This is a genomic window from Kosakonia pseudosacchari, from assembly GCF_015167415.1.
GTDB lineage: Bacteria > Pseudomonadota > Gammaproteobacteria > Enterobacterales > Enterobacteriaceae > Kosakonia > Kosakonia pseudosacchari.
Window position 1 is genome coordinate 3,472,574 of record NZ_CP063425.1, and the last position, 18,505, is coordinate 3,491,078.

Below are 18,505 nucleotides of genomic sequence, written 5' to 3' on the forward strand. Positions count from 1 at the left end.
GCGTATATTCTATTTCCCGGTTGGCTTGCTCAATCGGATTTATCGGATAGCTTCATCTGAAAGGGAAGCTAATAACTCTATACATTTCAGTCCATTAAGCCAGACATTTGCAAATATTGCAGTAAAATCACCGCCTTGCCATCACGGAGCTCACCGCTGGCGACCATCGCTAAGACTTGCCGGAAGGGCAACTCCAGCACTTCGATGTCTTCATCGTCCACGCCACCACCGTTATTCGCGCGCTGCGCGTCGTTATATTCCGCAATAAAAAAGTGGACAATTTCCGTTATCCCGCCCGGCGACATATACAGCTCAAATACTTTGCGCACTTCGCCAACCTGGTAGCCGGTCTCTTCAATTGCTTCCTTACGGATGCACACTTCCGGCTCATCGTCATCGAGCAATCCGGCGCAGGTTTCAATCAGGCGACCATCCACGTTGCCATTCACCCACGTGGCAATGCGGAACTGGCGGATCAGCACCACACTCTGCTTTTCACGGTTATACAACAGGATAGTGGCGCCATCGCCCCGGTCATACACTTCACGTTTATGACGCACCACTTCGCCGTCCTGACGGGTCAAATCGTAGGTGATATTGCGCAGGACAAAATAATTTTCAGAGAGGATTTTATCTTTGATAACTTCAATTTTCAGCGACATACAGGCTCCAGAGCGCTAATAACTTTGCATAATACTACGCTGCTAAGCGTGACGCCGTGAAGCCTGTTTTATGGCAAACGCCTTAATGCTGCCCTGGTGCTTTGATGCCCAACCAGTCCATCATGCCCTGCGCGGCATGGCGCCCTTCCGCCATCGCGGTCACTACCAGATCGGCACCGCGCACCGCATCGCCCCCGGCGAAAATTTTCGGGTTGCTGGTCTGGTAGCGATATTGGCTTTCGACACTGGCAGCAATGCGCCCCCAGTCATCAATGCGCACACCGTGACGCTCCAGCCACGGCATCGAATGCGGATTGAAACCAAACGCCATGATCACCGCATCGGCAGGCATCACAAATTCGCTGCCTTCAATTGGCACCGGACGGCGGCGGCCCTTGGCATCCGGCTCGCCAAGCTGTGTACGCAGCAAGCGAATGCCGCAAACTTTACCGCTCTTATCCAGCTCCAGATTTACCGGCTGAACGTTGAACTCAAACTCCGCCCCTTCATCCCGCGCATTTTTCACCTCCTTCTTCGAGCCAGGCATGTTGGCTTCGTCGCGACGGTAGGCGCAGGTCACTTTTGCCGCGCCATGACGCAGCGCGGTACGCACACAGTCCATTGCCGTATCGCCGCCACCAAGTACCACGACATTGCGTCCCTCAGTATTGATAAACGGCTCGTCGGCGCTGTCCGGCAACCCCATTAACTGGCGGGTGTTAGCAATCAGGAACGGTAGCGCATCGTAAACGCCCGGAGCGTCTTCATTTGGCAACCCGGCTTTCATTGAACGGTAAGTGCCAACGCCTACAAACACCGCGTCGTAATCGCTGAGCAGCGTATCCAGCGCGATATCTTTGCCAATCTCACAATTAAGCTCAAAACGGATGCCCATCGCGCTGAATATTTCCCGACGACGCGCCAGCAGCGATTTATCCAGTTTAAAAGCGGGGATGCCGAAAGTGAGCAAACCACCGATTTCCGGGTGGCGATCGAACACCGTGGCGCTCACACCGTGGCGAGCGAGCACATCCGCACAGGCGAGGCCCGCCGGGCCAGCACCGATAATCGCGATACGCTTATCTACCGCCGCAACCTGTTGTAAATCGGGCTGCCAGCCCTGCGCCAGCGCCTGATCGGAGATATAGCGCTCAATATTGCCGATCGTGACCGCGCCATACTCATCGCGCACCGTACATGCCCCTTCGCACAGCCGGTCTTGCGGGCAGACACGACCGGTGATCTCCGGCAAGCAGTTGGTTTGATGCGAAAGTTCGACGGCCGTCGCAATGTCGCCCGCTTTCACCCGCTCGATCCACTGCGGAATATGGTTATGCAGCGGACAAGTCCATTCGCAAATGCTGTGGTCACCACACGTCAGGCAGCGCTCAGCCTCACGATTGGCCTGATCGGCGCGAAACGGCAGATAGATCTCATCAAAACCACTTTTACGCGCCGCCAGTGGCAGCTTATCAGGCTCACCGCGCGGCGGCGTTTTACGCATCTGCCGCACTTTGCGGTCGTTAAAGGCGGGCGTCAGCGCCGCGACACTGTGCCACGGCTGCGCCTCCTGGCTGGCGGTACGCAGACGGCGTGATTTCGCAAACTCCGCCAGCGCGTCGCTGTTTACCAGTTGCAGCGCATCGGCCGGGCAATTCTGCGCGCAGGCCGGGCCCTCCGCCCTGCCCTGGCACAGATCGCATTTGTGTGCGGTGGCTTTCACCAGCCCGTCGCCAATCGGCGTGACCAGCACTTGCATGGTGCCAAACGGGCAAGCCACCACGCAGGATTTACAGCCAATACATTTTTGCTGATTGACCTGAATCGCCTCATCAACACGACTGATTGCGCCATTCGGGCAACTGCGGGCACAGGGTGCAGCTTCACAGTGATGGCAGGTCACCGCGCTGCGGTGCTGTTGGTGTTTTACCACGGTGATCCGGGGGTGAAAATGCGCGGCGCTTAACACATGTTGTTCGTCATTGTGCGCCATCACACACGCGACTTCGCAGGCACGACATCCTATACATTGCTGGCTATTCGCCATAATAAAACGATTCATGGCACCCTTCTTTTCTGGTTTAATAAACCTTATTTTTTATATGAGCATTGTATTTACCGGGGCAGCACGACACAGGCAATGTTCAATTGCCCAGAAAGGTTATCTATTTGTCACGAGCTTGTAGCAGATCAATTTATTTCAGGATTTCTGAAAAATTATTTCATTCGATGGACGTTCAGGCCGATGTTTTCTGTACGTAACATCAGGATTGGGAAGCGCTGCAGTGATCGTCAAAAAACCTGTTTCAGGAAGCCTGGCCAGAGCCTTTTTCTCTCTTGTTTTACTGTCACTGCTTTCCACCGGGGTGGCGCTCATCACGCTTGCCAGCAGCCTGCGGGACGCGGAAGCCATTAATATTGCCGGGTCGTTGCGCATGCAGAGTTACCGTCTTGGTTACGAGCTGCAAAAACAGACCGCTGAACTACAACCCCACCGCCAGATTTACCAGCAGACGCTGAATTCTCCCGTATTACAAACCCTGAACCGCTGGTATGTTCCGCAGGAAGTGCAGCAACGTTATGGGCAATTGCACGAAAACTGGCACCAGATGGAAAAGCATCTGATCCAGGGCGACCAGCAATGGTACGCGCAAAATATCCAGGCCTATGTCGGGCAAATTGATTTGTTCGTGCTGGCGCTCCAGCACTACGCCGAACGCAAAATGATGCTGGTAGTCGCTATTTCGATGCTGGGCGCAGCCGGGATTTTCACGCTGGTGTTTTTTACGCTGCGCCGTATTCGCCAGCGGGTCGTCAAACCCCTTAATAATCTGGTCGCCACCTGCCAGCGTATCCAGCAAGGGCAATTTTCCTTGCTGCCGCTCGATAACAAACTGGATAACGAACTGGGGTTACTGGCTTCAACGTTCGACCGAATGTCGGGGCAATTGTTTAAACTCTACCGCTCGCTGGAAACGTCAGTGGCGGAAAAAACCCGCGATCTGCACGAAGCCAACAGCCGGCTGGAGGTGATGTACCAGTGCTCGCAGGCGCTCAACACCAGCCAGATTGACGCCCTGTGTCTGCGCCACGTGTTGCAGATCGTCTACGATCATCAGGCAGCCTGCTTCCTGGAACTGGTTGTCGATGATAACTGGCGGATCCAGCAAGGGGAGCTTAACCCCGCACTGCCGGTAAACAGCTTGCCGGTCAATATGCAGGAGAACGTGCTGGGCGAGCTGCGCTGGCAAAGCCACCAGCAGCCGCTCTCCGCGCCGCTGATGTGCAATATCGCCACCATTCTTGGGCGCGGGCTCTATATCAACCAGGCGCAGAAGCATTACCAGCAATTAATGCTGATGGAAGAACGCGCAACCATCGCCCGCGAACTGCACGATTCGCTGGCGCAGATGCTCTCCTATTTGCGTATCCAGCTGGCGCTGCTTAAACGTTCGGTGCCGGAAGATAATGCCCCTGCCCACCTGATTATCGACGACTTTTCACGGGGTCTGAACAACGCGTGGCAGCAGTTGCGTGAGCTGCTCACCACGTTTCGCCTCTCGTTACAGCAAAGCTCGCTGCCCGCCGCGCTGCGTGAAGCCCTGGACGTATTGCAAAGCCAGACCAGCGCGAAGCTGAATCTGGATTGCCGTTTACCCACGCAGGCGCTGGATGCGCAACAGCAAATGAACGTTTTACAAATTGTGCGCGAAGCGGTCATCAACGCGATTAAGCACGCGCAGGCCAGCGAAATCACCGTCAGCTGTGTGACCGATCCTGACGGACTGCATTCGGTCTACATTCGTGATAACGGCATCGGTATGAAGAGCACGCAGGAGCCCGCCGGACATTACGGCTTGACGATCATGCGCGAGCGCGCCGAGCGCCTTGGCGGCGTGCTGCAAATCGTCTCTCCGCCGGGCTGCGGCACCCAGGTGCAGTTTCGTTTTCCATTAGCGGTCAGCGCGGAGCGTCAATAAGTGTAAAGAATTTAAAGTTAAATGAGTTTGTGCAGGAGGAAATTTTGCTTAAGTATCGCTATGCATAGTTATGCCTTAATCGGGCATGATAATTTACATTTTCTCCTTTTTTTCTCCACGATTGGTTTCTGCATTGCCGCTACATTGATGCAAGCAATGTCACTATAACGATGCGCAGCAATATGAGGTTTTATTTCTGATGGCGAATTTTTTTATTGATCGCCCCATTTTTGCGTGGGTGCTGGCGATCCTGATCTGTCTTACGGGGACACTTGCCATTATTTCTTTACCCGTCGAACAATATCCTGATTTAGCACCGCCTAACGTCCGCATTACCGCTAACTACCCTGGCGCATCGGCGCAAACGCTGGAAAACACCGTGACGCAGGTTATCGAGCAGAATATGACCGGCCTCGATAATTTAATGTATATGTCCTCGCAAAGCAGCGCCACCGGGCAGGCAACGGTCACCCTCAATTTCAGTGCCGGTACCGATCCTGATGAAGCCGTGCAGCAGGTACAAAACCAGCTGCAATCGGCGATGCGTAAACTCCCGCAAGCCGTGCAAAACCAGGGTGTCACGGTGCGCAAAACCGGTGATACCAACATTTTAACCATCGCGTTTGTCTCCACCGACGGTTCGATGGATAAGCAAGATATCTCCGATTACGTGGCAAGTAATATTCAGGATCCGATTAGCCGCGTAAACGGCGTTGGCGATATCGACGCCTACGGTTCGCAATATTCAATGCGTATCTGGCTCGATCCGGCGAAGCTCAACAGTTACCAGCTCACCGCCTCGGACGTCACCAACGCCATTTCGTCGCAGAACGCGCAAATTGCCGTCGGGCAACTTGGCGGAACCCCTTCTGTCGATCGCCAGGCGTTAAACGCCACTATCAACGCCCAGTCGCTTTTACAAACGCCGGAACAGTTTCGCAATATTACGCTGCGCGTGAATCAGGACGGTTCAGAAGTGCGCCTGGGTGACGTGGCGACGGTGGAACTGGGCGCAGAGAAATATGACTACCTGAGCCGTTTTAACGGCAACCCGGCTTCCGGTCTGGGTGTAAAACTGGCCTCCGGCGCTAACGAAATGGCGACGGCAGAACTGGTGATTAACCGCCTAAACGAGCTGGCTCCCTTTTTCCCGCACGGTCTGGAATATAAAGTCGCTTACGAAACCACCTCGTTTGTTAAAGCCTCGATTATCGATGTGGTGAAAACCCTGCTTGAAGCTATCGCGCTGGTGTTTCTGGTGATGTACCTGTTCCTGCAAAATTTCCGCGCCACGCTGATTCCCACTATCGCCGTGCCGGTCGTACTGCTTGGCACGTTCGCGGTGCTCTACGCATTCGGCTATAGCATCAACACCCTGACCATGTTCGCCATGGTACTCGCCATCGGTCTGCTGGTGGATGATGCGATTGTGGTGGTGGAAAACGTCGAACGCATCATGACCGAAGAAGGGCTGTCGCCCAGGGAAGCGACACGCAAATCGATGGGGCAGATCCAGGGCGCGCTGGTGGGGATTGCGATGGTATTGTCGGCGGTATTTGTGCCGATGGCCTTCTTTGGCGGCACCACCGGCGCGATTTATCGCCAGTTCTCAATCACCATTGTTTCGGCGATGGTGCTTTCTGTGCTGGTGGCGATGATCCTCACCCCGGCGCTGTGCGCCACGCTGCTCAAGCCGCTGCATAAAGGTGAACTGCACGGGCAGAAAGGCTTTTTCGGCGCCTTTAACCGTCTGTTCAACCGCAACGCCGATCGTTATGAAACCGCCGTCGGTAAGATTTTGCATCGCAGCCTGCGCTGGATTTTGCTCTATGTGCTGCTGATTGGCGGCATGGTGCTGCTGTTCCTGCGTCTGCCAACGTCATTTCTGCCGCTTGAAGACAGGGGTATGTTTACCACCTCTGTGCAGTTGCCGAGCGGGGCGACGCAGCAGCAGACGCTGAAAGTGGTGCAAAAAGTCGAAAACTATTTCTTCACCCACGAAAAAGCGAATGTCGAGTCGGTGTTTGCCACCGTCGGTTCCGGCCCCGGTGGTAACGGGCAGAACGTGGCGCGTTTGTTTATCCGCCTGAAAGACTGGGAAGCCCGCGATCCGAACAGTGGTAGCGCCTTTGCCATTATCGAACGCGCCACCAAAGCGTTTAGCCGCATCAGTGAAGCCCGCGTTTTCGCCAGCAGCCCGCCCGCTATCAGTGGCATGGGAAGTTCGGCCGGTTTCGATATGGAATTGCAGGATCATGCCGGTGCAGGGCACGACGCTCTGATGGCGGCCCGCGATCGCCTGATTGAGATGGCGGCGAAAGATCCGGCGCTGACCCGCGTTCGCCATAACGGTCTTGATGACAGCGCACAGCTGCAAATCGATATCGATCAGCGCAAAGCGCAGGCGCTGGGCGTGTCGATTGATGATATTAACAACACGCTGAAAACCGCCTGGGGCTCCAGCTATGTGAATGACTTTATGGATCGCGGACGCGTGAAAAAAGTCTACGTACAAGCGGCGGCGAAATACCGTATGCTGCCGGACGATATCAACCTCTGGTATGTGCGAAATAGCAGCGGTGGAATGGTGCCGTTCTCCGCGTTTGCCACCTCGCGCTGGGAAACCGGCTCGCCGCGCCTTGAGCGCTACAACGGTTATGCCGCAGTCGAGATTGTCGGCGAATCCGCACCTGGCGTCAGTACCGGTACGGCGATGGATGTGATGGAGAAACTGGTTAGTCAGTTGCCTACTGGTTTTGGTCTGGAGTGGACCGCCATGTCCTACCAGGAACGCCTTTCCGGTGCGCAGGCACCGGCGTTATATGCGGTTTCCCTGTTGGTGGTGTTCCTGTGCCTCGCGGCGCTGTATGAGAGCTGGTCGGTGCCGTTCTCGGTGATGCTGGTGGTGCCGCTTGGCGTGATTGGCGCGTTGCTGGCGACCTGGATGCGCGGGCTGGAGAACGATGTCTACTTCCAGGTCGGGTTGTTAACAGTAATAGGCCTGTCGGCGAAAAACGCGATACTCATCGTCGAATTTGCCAACGACATGAATGCCAAAGGCGAAGATCTTCTGGTCTCCACGCTGCATGCCTGCCGTCAGCGTTTACGGCCGATTCTGATGACCTCGCTGGCGTTCGTTTTCGGTGTGCTGCCAATGGCAACCAGCACCGGCGCGGGCTCCGGCAGCCAGCATGCCGTGGGTACCGGTGTGATGGGCGGGATGATTTCCGCGACCGTGCTGGCAATCTTCTTCGTGCCGCTGTTCTTCGTGCTGGTGCGCCGCCGTTTCCCGCTCAAAGCGCGCGCGCAGTAATGTCTGCATAACAAAAAGGCGACCAACTGGTCGCCTTTTTCATGTGTTGGTTCACATTGTTATTTATCAAGCCGTCACTGCTTAATCGTTCGTCTGGAAATTATTTACGAAGCATGCCTTCGATAAAGTCTTTCCAGTTCCCCAGTTCATGTTCAATCATAACTACCTCTCTTATTATTCTGGCAATTCTACTCAAACCCGTAACAGCATTGAAGAGACGTTAATCAATTGCTTCAATTGTTATTAGCGGGGTACTTTTAATGCTTGCGATAACTATGAGCCGATGTCATGTCATTTACTGTGAATAACGGCAATATTCCATAAAAACTTTAGGGCCAAATGAAATGACGATCACATTGTTCGATAAATCAGCAATTGAAGCGGTGGACTGGCTGGCGTTAACGGCGCTTATTGCCGCAGGCGGTCTCAATCAGCGCGACCCCTTGCTGGTCGAGCAGGCGTGGCGCAACAGTACCTTCTGCTGGTTCGGCTACCATAACGGAGAACTGGTTGCCACGGCGCGTGCTATCAGCGATCTGACGTGGGCCAGCTATGTTGCGGATATTGTGGTCGCGCCAGAAATGCAGGGACGTGGTTATGGAAAACAACTGATGTCTGACATTGTCAGAACATTATTACCGTTCGGCAAAACCTTTATTTATTCCGTACCGGAAAAGACAGGATTTTATCAACAATATGGTTTCCGTTTTTTAACCACTGGCATGGTATGCGCAACACCTGAAAGTTTATTCAAACTGGAACAGAGTGGTTATATCCGCTGACATTTGCTTATCAGACCAATCACAGGCAAATTAAAATACATCATTCTAATTTCTTGCACAAATAACCAAAAATGAGACAAAAGGATTCACCATGATCACCATGTACGGCATCAAAAACTGCGACACCATCAAAAAAGCGCGCCGCTGGCTCGAAGCGCAGCACGTGGAATACCGTTTCCACGATTACCGCGCAGACGGTATTCATGCAGATTTACTGCGTACATTTGTGGATGAACTCGGCTGGGAAGCGTTGGTAAACACACGTGGCACCACCTGGCGCCAGCTGGATGAATCCCGCCGTGCAACCATCACCAATGATGCTGCTGCCATCGCGTTGATGCTTGAAATGCCTGCAATTATCAAACGCCCATTGCTCTGCGCGCCGGGTAAGCCTATGCTGCTGGGTTTCAATGAATCCAGTTATGAGAAGTTTATTAACGAGGTGTAGTTTATGTCGTGCCCGGTTATTGAGCTGACACAGCAGCTTATTCGTCGCCCTTCTCTGAGTCCCAATGATGCAGGATGCCAGGCGTTGATGATTGAACGCCTGCGCGCTATCGGTTTCACCATTGAGCCGATGGATTTTGGCGACACGCAAAACTTCTGGGCATGGCGCGGACAAGGCGAAACGCTGGCCTTCGCTGGCCATACGGATGTGGTGCCAGCGGGCGATGCCGACCGCTGGATCAACCCGCCTTTTGAACCGACCATCCGCGACGGTATGCTGTTTGGCCGCGGCGCGGCAGACATGAAAGGTTCGCTGGCGGCGATGGTCGTCGCCGCCGAGCGTTTTGTCGCGCAGCATCCACAGCATAAAGGCCGTCTGGCATTTCTCATCACCTCTGACGAAGAGGCCAGCGCGACCAACGGCACCGTCAAAGTGGTCGACGCGCTGATGGCGCGTAACGAACGGCTGGATTACTGCCTGGTCGGCGAGCCTTCCAGTACAGAAGTGGTGGGCGATGTGGTAAAAAACGGCCGCCGTGGCTCGATGACCTGCAACCTGACCATTCACGGTGTTCAGGGGCACGTTGCCTATCCGCACCTGGCGGATAACCCGGTGCACCGCGCCGCGCCAATGCTCAATGAGCTGGTGGCGATCCAGTGGGATCACGGTAACGAATACTTCCCGCCTACCAGCATGCAGATTGCCAATATCAAAGCCGGAACCGGTAGCAACAACGTTATCCCGGGCGATCTGTTTGTGCAGTTCAACTTCCGCTTTAGCACCGAACTGACCGACGAGATGATCAAAGCCCAGGTGCTGGCGCTGCTGGATAAACATCAGTTGCGTTACAGCGTAGAGTGGTGGGTTTCCGGGCAGCCGTTCCTGACGGGACGCGGCAAACTGGTGGATGCGGTGGTCAATGCCATTGAGCACTATAATGAGATCAAACCGCAGTTGTTAACCACTGGCGGCACGTCAGATGGCCGTTTTATCGCGCGTATGGGCGCACAAGTGGTTGAACTTGGGCCGGTCAACGCCACCATTCACAAGATCAACGAATGTGTGAACGCGGCGGATTTGCAACTGCTTGCCCGTATGTATCAACGCATTATGGAACAACTCATCGCCTGATGGCCTGGAGGATGACATGGATTGGCTGGCAAAATATTGGTGGATTCTGGTACTGGTGTTTTTACTTGGCGTACTGATTAATGTGATCAAAGACCTGAGCCGGGTCGATCACAAAAAATTCCTCGCTAACAAGCCGGATCTGCCGCCTCATCGAGATTTCAACGACAAGTGGGACGACGATGACGACTGGCCGAAACAGGATCAGCCGAAAAAATAGGCCTCACATTATTCACCCCCTTTCGGGGGTGAATGCTTTACTCATAAAAACTCGATAATATCGTCGTCATTCGGCTTGCCGCCGCTTAACGCTTCATCGAAATAGTGCTTCGGCACAGTGTAGCGCAAATGTTCGAGCGCCAGCTCAATGCTGCGATCATCAATGGCGTGGCCCAAATCCTCCACAATATCCAGCGTGATATCGCCGCCTAACGTTTGCACCGCTTCCTGCGCTTTCACCGCCCAGGCCAGATCGATAACCCGATCTTCACCGCCGTGAATCAGGTGAATGGTCTGCGCCGCGGAAACCGCCTGCGGCAACGTGGCATAACGGCCATTGAAGGCAATCACTCGCGAGGCCAGATCCGGCTGCGCTTTCAGCCCTTCCAGCGCCATAATCGCCCCTTGCGAAAAGCCAATTAACGCCGTGGCCAACGCGTTTACACCGCTTTGCTGCTGCCAGTAGCGTACAACATCAATAAATTGCGGCATCACAGCGTCGATACGTTGCTGACGATTTTCTTCCGTCACGCCTGCCACGGAAAACCACTGGCGGGCCGGTGGTGCGCCGCAGGCTTCCACGCCGCCAATACTGACGATCAGCGCCTCGGGAAAGTGCGGTGCAAACCAGCTACCGATCTGCCCCATGGAGACCGGGTTATCGCCAACGCCATGAAACAACAGCAGTAATTGTTTGGCCGGGGATGGCGGACTTTGCACAACGAAATGGTCATGTTTCATGGTTGTCTCCTTAAATCGTTGAGTGCAGTTTACGCCCGGGAGCCATAATGACCATGCCATTTAACTGAATGAGTTAGTTAAAAAAATTGCAGTTTCTGCACCTGGGTTTTCAGATTTAGCGCGCGTTCAGCATCCAGGTGCAAGAGCGCCTGTTCACACTCCTGGCGCTGACGCGCCAGCAGCGCTTTACGCCCGCTCAGCGATAAACGCTGGCATAACGCCTGTTCGCTTTCGCCATCGCTTACCTGTCCCCACAATGCCGACAATGGCAATTGCGTGTACGCCAGCAATCGGCATAACGCGCCAAAAGCTGCTGAAAGTGGTCGATGCGCAAAAGCAAAACCAGCCAGCTCCAGCCAGTCCTCTTCACTAAGCGTAGTCGACTGAACAACAGGCAGAGATAACGTTTCCTCGCGCCAGTCGGCAAGCCAGGGCAGATCGCGCGCCAGGCGTGTCTGTTCCCGCGCCAGCAGCGCTTCGCCAGCCGCCGTCAGCGGGATGATCGCCATGGCGGTAAAACAGCCGCTACTCGCTTCGCGATGACTACCAAGGCGCACCAGTGAAAAACCGCAGCGCTGCCAGAAGCGCCATAATTCTGGGGTATAGCCGAAACTGACGGAGAGGTAATCACAATCCGTTGTTTGTGTCCGCGCATGGGCGATGAGCGCAGTGCCAATCCCTGTACGCTGGCAAAAAGGATGCACAGCAATGCGGCTGATGCGCCGCCCGCGCAATGTTGCCGCCAGCGGGCTACCGCCGTGGGCGGCCAGCGATTGCGCGACCAGATTACCGCGCGGGCGGCGAAAACCCGCCCACACCGCCTGGCTAAGATCGGCACTTAACCCACCCTCTTCCACCAGCCAGAGCGCGGCAACCGCCGTTTGTGCCCGGCAAGCCTGCCAGAAATGCTGCCCTGGCGCATCCATCATGCGTCGCAGATCAAGCGGTGACGTGCGGTAATGGGCGCTCGCCAGCAGACGATAAATCGCCGCCGGGATCGCCGGTGTCTCCTGCCAGGCCTGCGCCGGTAACGGCTGCATGGTGATGTCACCTGTCGGCGGCTCAACGACTGGTTCATCGTCAAACAGCAACAGGGCATTTATCACCTGCTCCAGCGGGCAGCCCTGCGCCCAGCGTAGCGGCGTGGAGAGCGTGTAATGACGTAACTGCGGAAACCCGGCGCAGAACTTCAGCAAAAACCCCTGCCCGGTGCCTTCGTAACCCTGTACGGTGGTGGTGAGCAATACGCGGGGGAAAGCGGAAACCAGCGCCTGCAGCATCGGACCAGGAATGGCAGCGGCTTCATCCACCACCAGCCAGCCAGAGTGCGCTCCCTGCGCGGTTATCTGCTGGAGCAACGCATCCGGGGCGATAAAGCTGAACCGTTCCCCGGCGTATTGCGCCAGCACATCGGTGGCAGCGCGCGCAGGTGCGGTGACCGTGACAGGCCCAGATGCGCGGGCAATATGCATTCCTGCCAGCGCCGATTTACCTCGCCCGCGCGGCGCCGTCACCACCGCGACACCTGGAGGCATGTGCTGAAGTTGCGCAAGGATCTGCGCCTGCTCATGCTCGGGTGCGCCGGTTGCCGCGTGCCACTCAGGCCGGGGAGAAAAGTCAGGAAGAGAGAAAGGTGACGTTTGCTGCCACACCACGGTTTGTGGATCGCTCTGGAGTGTACGGCAAAAGTGAGCAACAAAAACCGGGGTCGGAATCGGCTCGGCGGTATCGCTCCAGCGCAGGCTGTCAGCATCCGGCTGCTGCGGCCACAGCGCGAACGGCGGTGTGAGTAACACCAGCCAGCTCCCGGCCGTGAGCGTCCCGCCAAGCGCGGCAAAGGCGGCGACATCAAATCCTTCACGCGCATCGAACACCGCATGACGGAATTCCCGCCCGAGCAAAGTCGTTAATGCGCGAGGGTGCATGTGTTGTGGCCAGCCGATGTTTCCACCAACCCACAGCCAGTCGCCGGGAAGCGAGTCGCGCAGTGTGCTCGCCTGCGCTTCACTCCACGCTGGCGCACCGGCAATCACCAGCAAGCGACGGATCCCTTCCTGCGCCATGCGGGCGCTCAGTTCACTCAGTTGTTGTATCACGAGGTAATTACAGCTGCCCGCTGAAAGTATTGCACTGAGCCGGATCGCCGCTGTCCATTCCGCGTTTGAACCAGGTGTAACGCTGCGCCGAGGTGCCATGCGTAAAGCTATCCGGGAATGCGACGCCCTGGCTGCGCTGTTGTAAGCGATCATCACCAATGGCTTGCGCGGCGTTTAACGCCTCCTCGACATCGCCCGGTTCCAGCACGCCCTGCTGCGCCATGCTGTGGCCCCAGACACCCGCATAACAATCGGCCTGCAACTCCATGCGCACTGACAGGGCATTCGCTTGCTGTTTGCTAGCGTTTTGCTGCAGGCCGCGCACTTTAGCTTCTGTTCCCAGAAGTTTTTGCACGTGATGACCGACTTCATGCGCGATCACGTAGCCCTGAGCGAAATCGCCACCCGCGCCAAGCTTGTTTTTCATCTCGTCGTAGAAAGAGAGATCGATATAAATTTTGCTGTCTGCCGGGCAGTAAAACGGCCCCATGATGGATTGCCCGGTACCGCAACCGGTATGGGTGCTGCCACGGTACATCACCAGCGTCGGCTGTTGATAATGTTGCCCCATTTTTTTAAACAGCTGGCCCCAGGTCTCTTCGGTGGTAGCGAAAATGACGCGGGTAAAATGCGCAGACTCATCCTCGTGCGGGTTCACGGCGCGCTGTTGTTGCGTGGGTGGGTTAACCGGTTGCCCGGTGAGTAAACTGGTGAGATCAACACCGTAATAGCTCGCGACGATCACCACAAACAGCAGGATTATCCCGCCCTTGCCACCCGGTAAACGAAACCCCGGCCCGCGCATCGACGGCCCACCCGACTCATTACGTCGGTCTTCTACGTTGTCACTCTCTCGACGGCCTTGCCAGCGCATAACTACCTCACTATCCCAATGATGGACTCAGTGTATATATGATCGTAGGCGCAGAGGGAAGGATTAGCACAGGAAAAAAGTGAGGAAATCCGGAGGATGCAGACACCCTCCGGAAGTCATGCGGGTGAAGTCAGTCCAGTTTCACGCCAAGACGGTGCGCCACGGCTTCATAGGCTTCAATCAGGCCGCCAAGGCTCTGACGGAAACGGTCTTTGTCCATTTTATCCAGCGTCTCTTTATCCCACAGACGGCTGCCGTCCGGGGAGAACTCGTCGCCAAGCACCACTTCGCCTTTAAACAGGCCAAATTCCAGTTTGAAGTCAACGAGGATCAAACCGGCGTCATCAAACAGTTTGCTCAGCACGTCGTTGGCTTTGTAGGTCAGCTCTTTCATACGCGCCAGATTTTCTTTATTCACCCAGCCGAAGGTTTCGCAGTAGGACTCGTTCACCATCGGATCGTGCATCGCATCGTTTTTGAGGAACATATCGAACAGCGGCGGATTCAGTTCAATGCCCTCTTCAATGCCCAGACGTTTCACCAGCGAGCCTGCCGCACGGTTACGAATAACGCACTCTACCGGCACCATATCCAGCTTTTTCACCAGACATTCGGTATCAGAAAGCAGCGCTTCCATCTGGGTCGGGATGCCCGCTTCTTGCAGCTTAGTCATAATGAAATGGTTGAACTTGTTGTTCACCATACCCTTACGATCGAACTGTTCAATGCGCGCGCCATCCCCTGCTGACGTATCGTTACGGAATTCGAGCACCAACAGGTCCGGGTTTTCCGTACTGTACACGGTCTTCGCTTTGCCGCGATACAACTCAGCTTGCTTTTGCATCTTCATTACTCCAGGTGTGATTACAAGGCTAATTTGGCTATTTTACGCTGACGCACACGTTTGCGTCACCATAATAAAAAAAGGCCGGAAGATCCGGCCCTGAGGATTATCGGTTAAACGCCGCCTGGAAGGCTGCGACTAACGCGTCGTTCTGCGATTGTGTCAGCGTGTGACCTTTCGGATCGATGAACTGAAGGCTGCTGCGGTTATCCAGATCGCCGACCTGCAGTTTATAGTCGCCGGAGGCCAGACCCGGATCGCGCGCGCCGAGTTCCTGCCAGCTGCTGTCAGACAGCGGCTTATAAGTCACGGCAATACTGCCCGTTGAGCGGGTGCTGTCGGTCACTTTCATGCCCACTTTTTCCAGCACCGACGGCAGGCGCTGCCACACTACGTTAAACGGACCACGCACCACCAGCATCGGCAGACCGGTATCATCGGCAGCGCTCTGGACATTCAGCGTAGAAACGCTGCGGTTTTCCGCCGCCGTTTGCGCGTCAGTTGCGGTTTTATCCAGACCAGAGGAGATTACGTTCAGCATTTCGGTGCTGTAACGCTGCAGCGACGCGGCATCTGCTACCGGTTTGGCCGCTTGTTCCAGGTTCACCAGCTTGACGATGACCGCCTGCTGATAGCCCTGCGGTTTTACCGAGATTTGATACCGACCGCGATACTGCTGATCTTCATCCAGACGGTTCCAGTCAACCCAACCGGTAGTCAGAGTCTGCGTAGCATCGTCACGTTTGTCGATGCTGTAGTTTTTGCCCTGAAGAATGCTGACGACCTGCGGCCACAGCGTGCTGTTGCGGCCGTTTTCGACCATCAACGTCGCGGTGTCACCGGTAAACTGGGTGCGCGCACCGCTCACCAGCGCCAGCGGCTGAGCTGGCGGACGAATGTCCAGCGCTTTACCTACCGCGCCGCTGCCGTTAGCAACAGGAATGGTGTAATCACCGTTTTGCACCGGGAGGATCATCCCTGCGGGCGCGTGAAGTTCAGCAAGCGGAGCCGCATCCAGATAGGATTCGTCACCGCTAACCTGACGCTTATAACGTGAATCGGAACTACAGGCGGCGAGTAACATCACAAGTGAAACACCCGCTACCTTCGCCAGGCGCGACTTCTGTACTGAGTAAGCCATCAAATCTCCCTAAACTTTACAGCAGACCGGCATGCTTAAGCGCAGTGCGGACAACGTCACGACCATGGTCGGTAATGGGCGTCATCGGCAGACGCAGCGTGTCGGTTGCTACAAGCCCCAACTCCATACATGCCCATTTGACCGGGATCGGATTGGGTTCGACAAATAGTTTGTTGTGTAACGGCATCAAACGCTGGTTGATCACGCGTGCTTCGGCGTAATTCCCCTCGGCCGCCAGTTTGCACATGTCGGCCATATCGCGCGCCGCCACATTGCTGGTCACGGAAATCACACCGTCACCGCCGAGCTGCATAAAGTCCAGCGCGGTGGCATCGTCGCCGCTCAACAGGATAAAGTCGTCTGAAACCAGCTCTTTGATCTGGTGAACACGACTTAAGTTCCCGGTCGCTTCCTTAATACCGATAATATTTTTAATTTTCGCCAGGCGACCAACGGTTTCCGGCAACATATCGCAGCCGGTACGCGACGGCACATTATACAGAATTTGCGGCAGGTCAGTATGTTCGGCGATGGCTTTAAAATGCTGGAACAGCCCTTCCTGAGTCGGGCGGTTGTAGTAAGGCGTAACGGTCAGGCAACCCACTACGCCGCTGTCGTTGAAACACTGGGTCAGGCTGATGGCTTCTGCGGTAGCGTTCGCGCCCGTCCCGGCAATCACAGGGATGCGCCCGTCGGCCAGTTCAACCGTCATCTTCACCACGTCGGCATGTTCATCATGGCTCAGCGTGGCGGATTCACCGGTAGTCCCTACCGAAACGATCGCCGTGGTTCCGTTGGCGACATGGTAATCAATCAGTTTTTTCAGGCTTGACCGGCAGACTTTACCTTGCGAATCCATCGGCGTGATAAGCGCGACAATACTTCCCGTGAACATGGGCCATCCTCTGTGCGAACAAGATTCTCAATGGTACGTGCGGTGCCGTCAGAAAAGCAAGAGACCTGAGGCCCTGTGGCGGTTGTATGCCGGTTTTTTTTATGCTTTCCTTATGATTACCTCACGTTTGACAGGAAGCTCAGGTTTGACAACCTCATCACAACACTTTTTGGTTATCACTGCGCTGGGGGCCGACAGGCCTGGCATTGTGAACACGATCACACGCCACGTCAGCAGCTGCGGCTGTAATATCGAAGACAGCCGTCTGGCGATGCTGGGGGAAGAGTTCACGTTTATAATGCTGCTTTCAGGTTCGTGGAACGCCATCACCCTTATCGAATCGACATTGCCACTGAAAGGCGCCGAACTGGATTTGCTGATTGTGATGAAACGTACCGATGCCCGTCCGCGTCCTGATATGCCAGCCACCGTGTGGGTGCAGGTTGAAGTCCCCGATTCGCCCCACCTGATTGAGCGTTTCACTGCGCTTTTCGACGCACATGACATGAATATTGCGGAGTTAGTATCCCGTACACAGCCCGGCAATCTTACCGTTGCGCCAACGTTATTTATCCAGATAACCGCTCATAGCCCCGCGTCACAGGACGCGTCAAATATTGATCAGGCGTTCAAAGCCCTATGTACAGAATTGAACGCGCAAGGCAGTATAAACATCGTCAACTATTCCCAGCATGATGAACAGGATGGAGTTAAGTAATGAATCCACTGAAAGCCGGTGATATCGCACCGAAATTTAGCTTGCCCGATCAAGACGGTGAACAAGTAAATTTGGCCGACTTCCAGGGACAGCGTGTTCTGGTCTATTTCTACCCGAAAGCCATGACACCAGGCTGTACTGTCCAGGCCTGTGGCCTGCGCGATAACATGGATGAGTTAAAGAAAGCGGGCGTGGAAGTGCTGGGTATCAGCACCGACAAGCCAGAGAAACTTTCCCGCTTTGCCGAAAAAGAGCTGCTCAACTTTACGCTGCTCTCTGATGAAGACCACCAGGTCTGCGAGCAGTTTGGCGTCTGGGGTGAAAAAACCTTTATGGGCAAAACCTACGACGGCATCCACCGTATCAGCTTCCTGATCGACGCTGACGGTAAAGTTGAACATGTATTTGATGACTTCAAAACCAGCAATCACCACGACATCGTGGTTAACTGGCTGAAAGAGAACGCCTGACAGTCACGCCCTTTTCTCAGGGCGGCCCAATCGGGTACGCCCTTTCCTTTGCCTTCCCCCTGCAAATATTTGAACGCGATCACACTTCACACCGCGATGTCGACACTTGTGCCGACAGGTTAATTTTCGCTCTACGCTGACCATCACTTTTGTTCGTCCCCCCAGCCCCACAAACACACAACTATTTGAAATTT

Annotated in this window: 17 protein-coding genes; 8 read left to right on the top strand and 9 right to left on the bottom strand. The window is 55.1% G+C overall.

The genetic code is table 11. The annotated features are described in order from the left end of the window. Positions 1-86: 86 nt before the first annotated feature. Together nudK and aegA are read right to left on the bottom strand one after the other, a co-directional pair. Positions 87-662: a GDP-mannose pyrophosphatase NudK gene (gene nudK / locus IP581_RS16365; RefSeq protein WP_086870858.1), complete on the bottom strand. Its 576-nt coding sequence runs from the start codon at positions 660-662 to the stop codon at positions 87-89. An 82-nt stretch (positions 663-744) separates the two neighbouring features. Next, entirely contained in the window at positions 745-2,724 is a 1,980-nt protein-coding gene (gene aegA, locus IP581_RS16370) for a formate-dependent uric acid utilization protein AegA (RefSeq protein ID WP_193820868.1), read from the bottom strand. A 223-nt stretch (positions 2,725-2,947) separates the two neighbouring features. Between aegA and narQ the strand changes: the two genes are divergently transcribed. After that, positions 2,948-4,642, top strand: coding sequence for a nitrate/nitrite two-component system sensor histidine kinase NarQ (narQ, locus tag IP581_RS16375; protein ID WP_193820869.1), 1,695 nt, complete (start codon positions 2,948-2,950; stop codon positions 4,640-4,642). A 199-nt stretch (positions 4,643-4,841) separates the two neighbouring features. Beyond that, positions 4,842-7,955: a multidrug efflux RND transporter permease AcrD gene (acrD, locus tag IP581_RS16380; RefSeq protein WP_193820870.1), complete on the top strand. Its 3,114-nt coding sequence runs from the start codon at positions 4,842-4,844 to the stop codon at positions 7,953-7,955. A gap of 100 nt (positions 7,956-8,055) precedes the next feature. Here the strand turns inward: acrD and ypfM are convergent, their stop codons facing one another. Next, entirely contained in the window at positions 8,056-8,115 is a 60-nt protein-coding gene (ypfM, locus tag IP581_RS16385) for a protein YpfM (RefSeq protein ID WP_100181659.1), read from the bottom strand. Positions 8,116-8,299: 184 nt separating this feature from the next. Between ypfM and IP581_RS16390 the strand changes: the two genes are divergently transcribed. The 4 genes from IP581_RS16390 to IP581_RS16405 all read left to right on the top strand — a co-directional run bounded on the left by IP581_RS16390 (position 8,300) and on the right by IP581_RS16405 (position 10,533). Continuing rightward, positions 8,300-8,737, top strand: a complete 438-nt coding sequence (locus IP581_RS16390) for a GNAT family N-acetyltransferase (RefSeq protein ID WP_097400303.1) — start codon at positions 8,300-8,302, stop codon at positions 8,735-8,737. Between the two features lie 91 nt (positions 8,738-8,828). Beyond that, a complete protein-coding gene (locus IP581_RS16395; RefSeq protein ID WP_193820871.1) occupies positions 8,829-9,185 on the top strand; it encodes an ArsC family reductase in 357 nt (118 codons plus the stop codon). Between the two features lie 3 nt (positions 9,186-9,188). Next, positions 9,189-10,316, top strand: coding sequence for a succinyl-diaminopimelate desuccinylase (gene dapE / locus IP581_RS16400; RefSeq protein ID WP_193820872.1), 1,128 nt, complete (start codon positions 9,189-9,191; stop codon positions 10,314-10,316). Between the two features lie 16 nt (positions 10,317-10,332). Further along, the gene (locus IP581_RS16405) at positions 10,333-10,533 is read left to right on the top strand and encodes a YpfN family protein (RefSeq protein ID WP_017458940.1); all 201 of its coding nucleotides are present in this window, start codon (positions 10,333-10,335) and stop codon (positions 10,531-10,533) included. A 41-nt stretch (positions 10,534-10,574) separates the two neighbouring features. Here IP581_RS16405 and ypfH read toward each other — a convergent pair whose 3' ends face one another. The 6 genes from ypfH to dapA all read right to left on the bottom strand — a co-directional run bounded on the left by ypfH (position 10,575) and on the right by dapA (position 17,123). After that, positions 10,575-11,273, bottom strand: coding sequence for an esterase (gene ypfH / locus IP581_RS16410; protein ID WP_086870849.1), 699 nt, complete (start codon positions 11,271-11,273; stop codon positions 10,575-10,577). Between the two features lie 77 nt (positions 11,274-11,350). Continuing rightward, positions 11,351-13,336, bottom strand: coding sequence for a tRNA(Met) cytidine acetyltransferase TmcA (locus IP581_RS16415; RefSeq protein WP_193822713.1), 1,986 nt, complete (start codon positions 13,334-13,336; stop codon positions 11,351-11,353). A gap of 40 nt (positions 13,337-13,376) precedes the next feature. Continuing rightward, a complete protein-coding gene (gene ypfJ / locus IP581_RS16420) occupies positions 13,377-14,243 on the bottom strand; it encodes a KPN_02809 family neutral zinc metallopeptidase (protein WP_193820873.1) in 867 nt (288 codons plus the stop codon). 130 nt (positions 14,244-14,373) lie between these two features. Then, positions 14,374-15,087 carry a phosphoribosylaminoimidazolesuccinocarboxamide synthase gene (purC, locus tag IP581_RS16425; protein WP_017458944.1) on the bottom strand — a complete coding sequence of 238 codons (714 nt, stop codon included), beginning with the start codon at positions 15,085-15,087 and terminating at the stop codon, positions 14,374-14,376. A 106-nt stretch (positions 15,088-15,193) separates the two neighbouring features. Next, positions 15,194-16,228 carry an outer membrane protein assembly factor BamC gene (gene bamC / locus IP581_RS16430; protein WP_193820874.1) on the bottom strand — a complete coding sequence of 345 codons (1,035 nt, stop codon included), beginning with the start codon at positions 16,226-16,228 and terminating at the stop codon, positions 15,194-15,196. 16 nt (positions 16,229-16,244) lie between these two features. Next, positions 16,245-17,123: a 4-hydroxy-tetrahydrodipicolinate synthase gene (dapA, locus tag IP581_RS16435; RefSeq protein ID WP_045510336.1), complete on the bottom strand. Its 879-nt coding sequence runs from the start codon at positions 17,121-17,123 to the stop codon at positions 16,245-16,247. A 145-nt stretch (positions 17,124-17,268) separates the two neighbouring features. Here dapA and IP581_RS16440 point away from each other — a divergent pair, with 145 nt between their 5' ends. Together IP581_RS16440 and bcp are read left to right on the top strand one after the other, a co-directional pair. After that, positions 17,269-17,841: a glycine cleavage system transcriptional repressor gene (locus IP581_RS16440; protein WP_228007774.1), complete on the top strand. Its 573-nt coding sequence runs from the start codon at positions 17,269-17,271 to the stop codon at positions 17,839-17,841. Then, positions 17,841-18,311 (top strand): thioredoxin-dependent thiol peroxidase, encoded by a 471-nt coding sequence (gene bcp, locus IP581_RS16445; RefSeq protein ID WP_017458948.1) that lies wholly within the window; start codon positions 17,841-17,843, stop codon positions 18,309-18,311. Before IP581_RS16440 ends, bcp begins: the two co-directional genes overlap by 1 nt. The last annotated feature ends 194 nt before the right edge of the window (positions 18,312-18,505 follow it).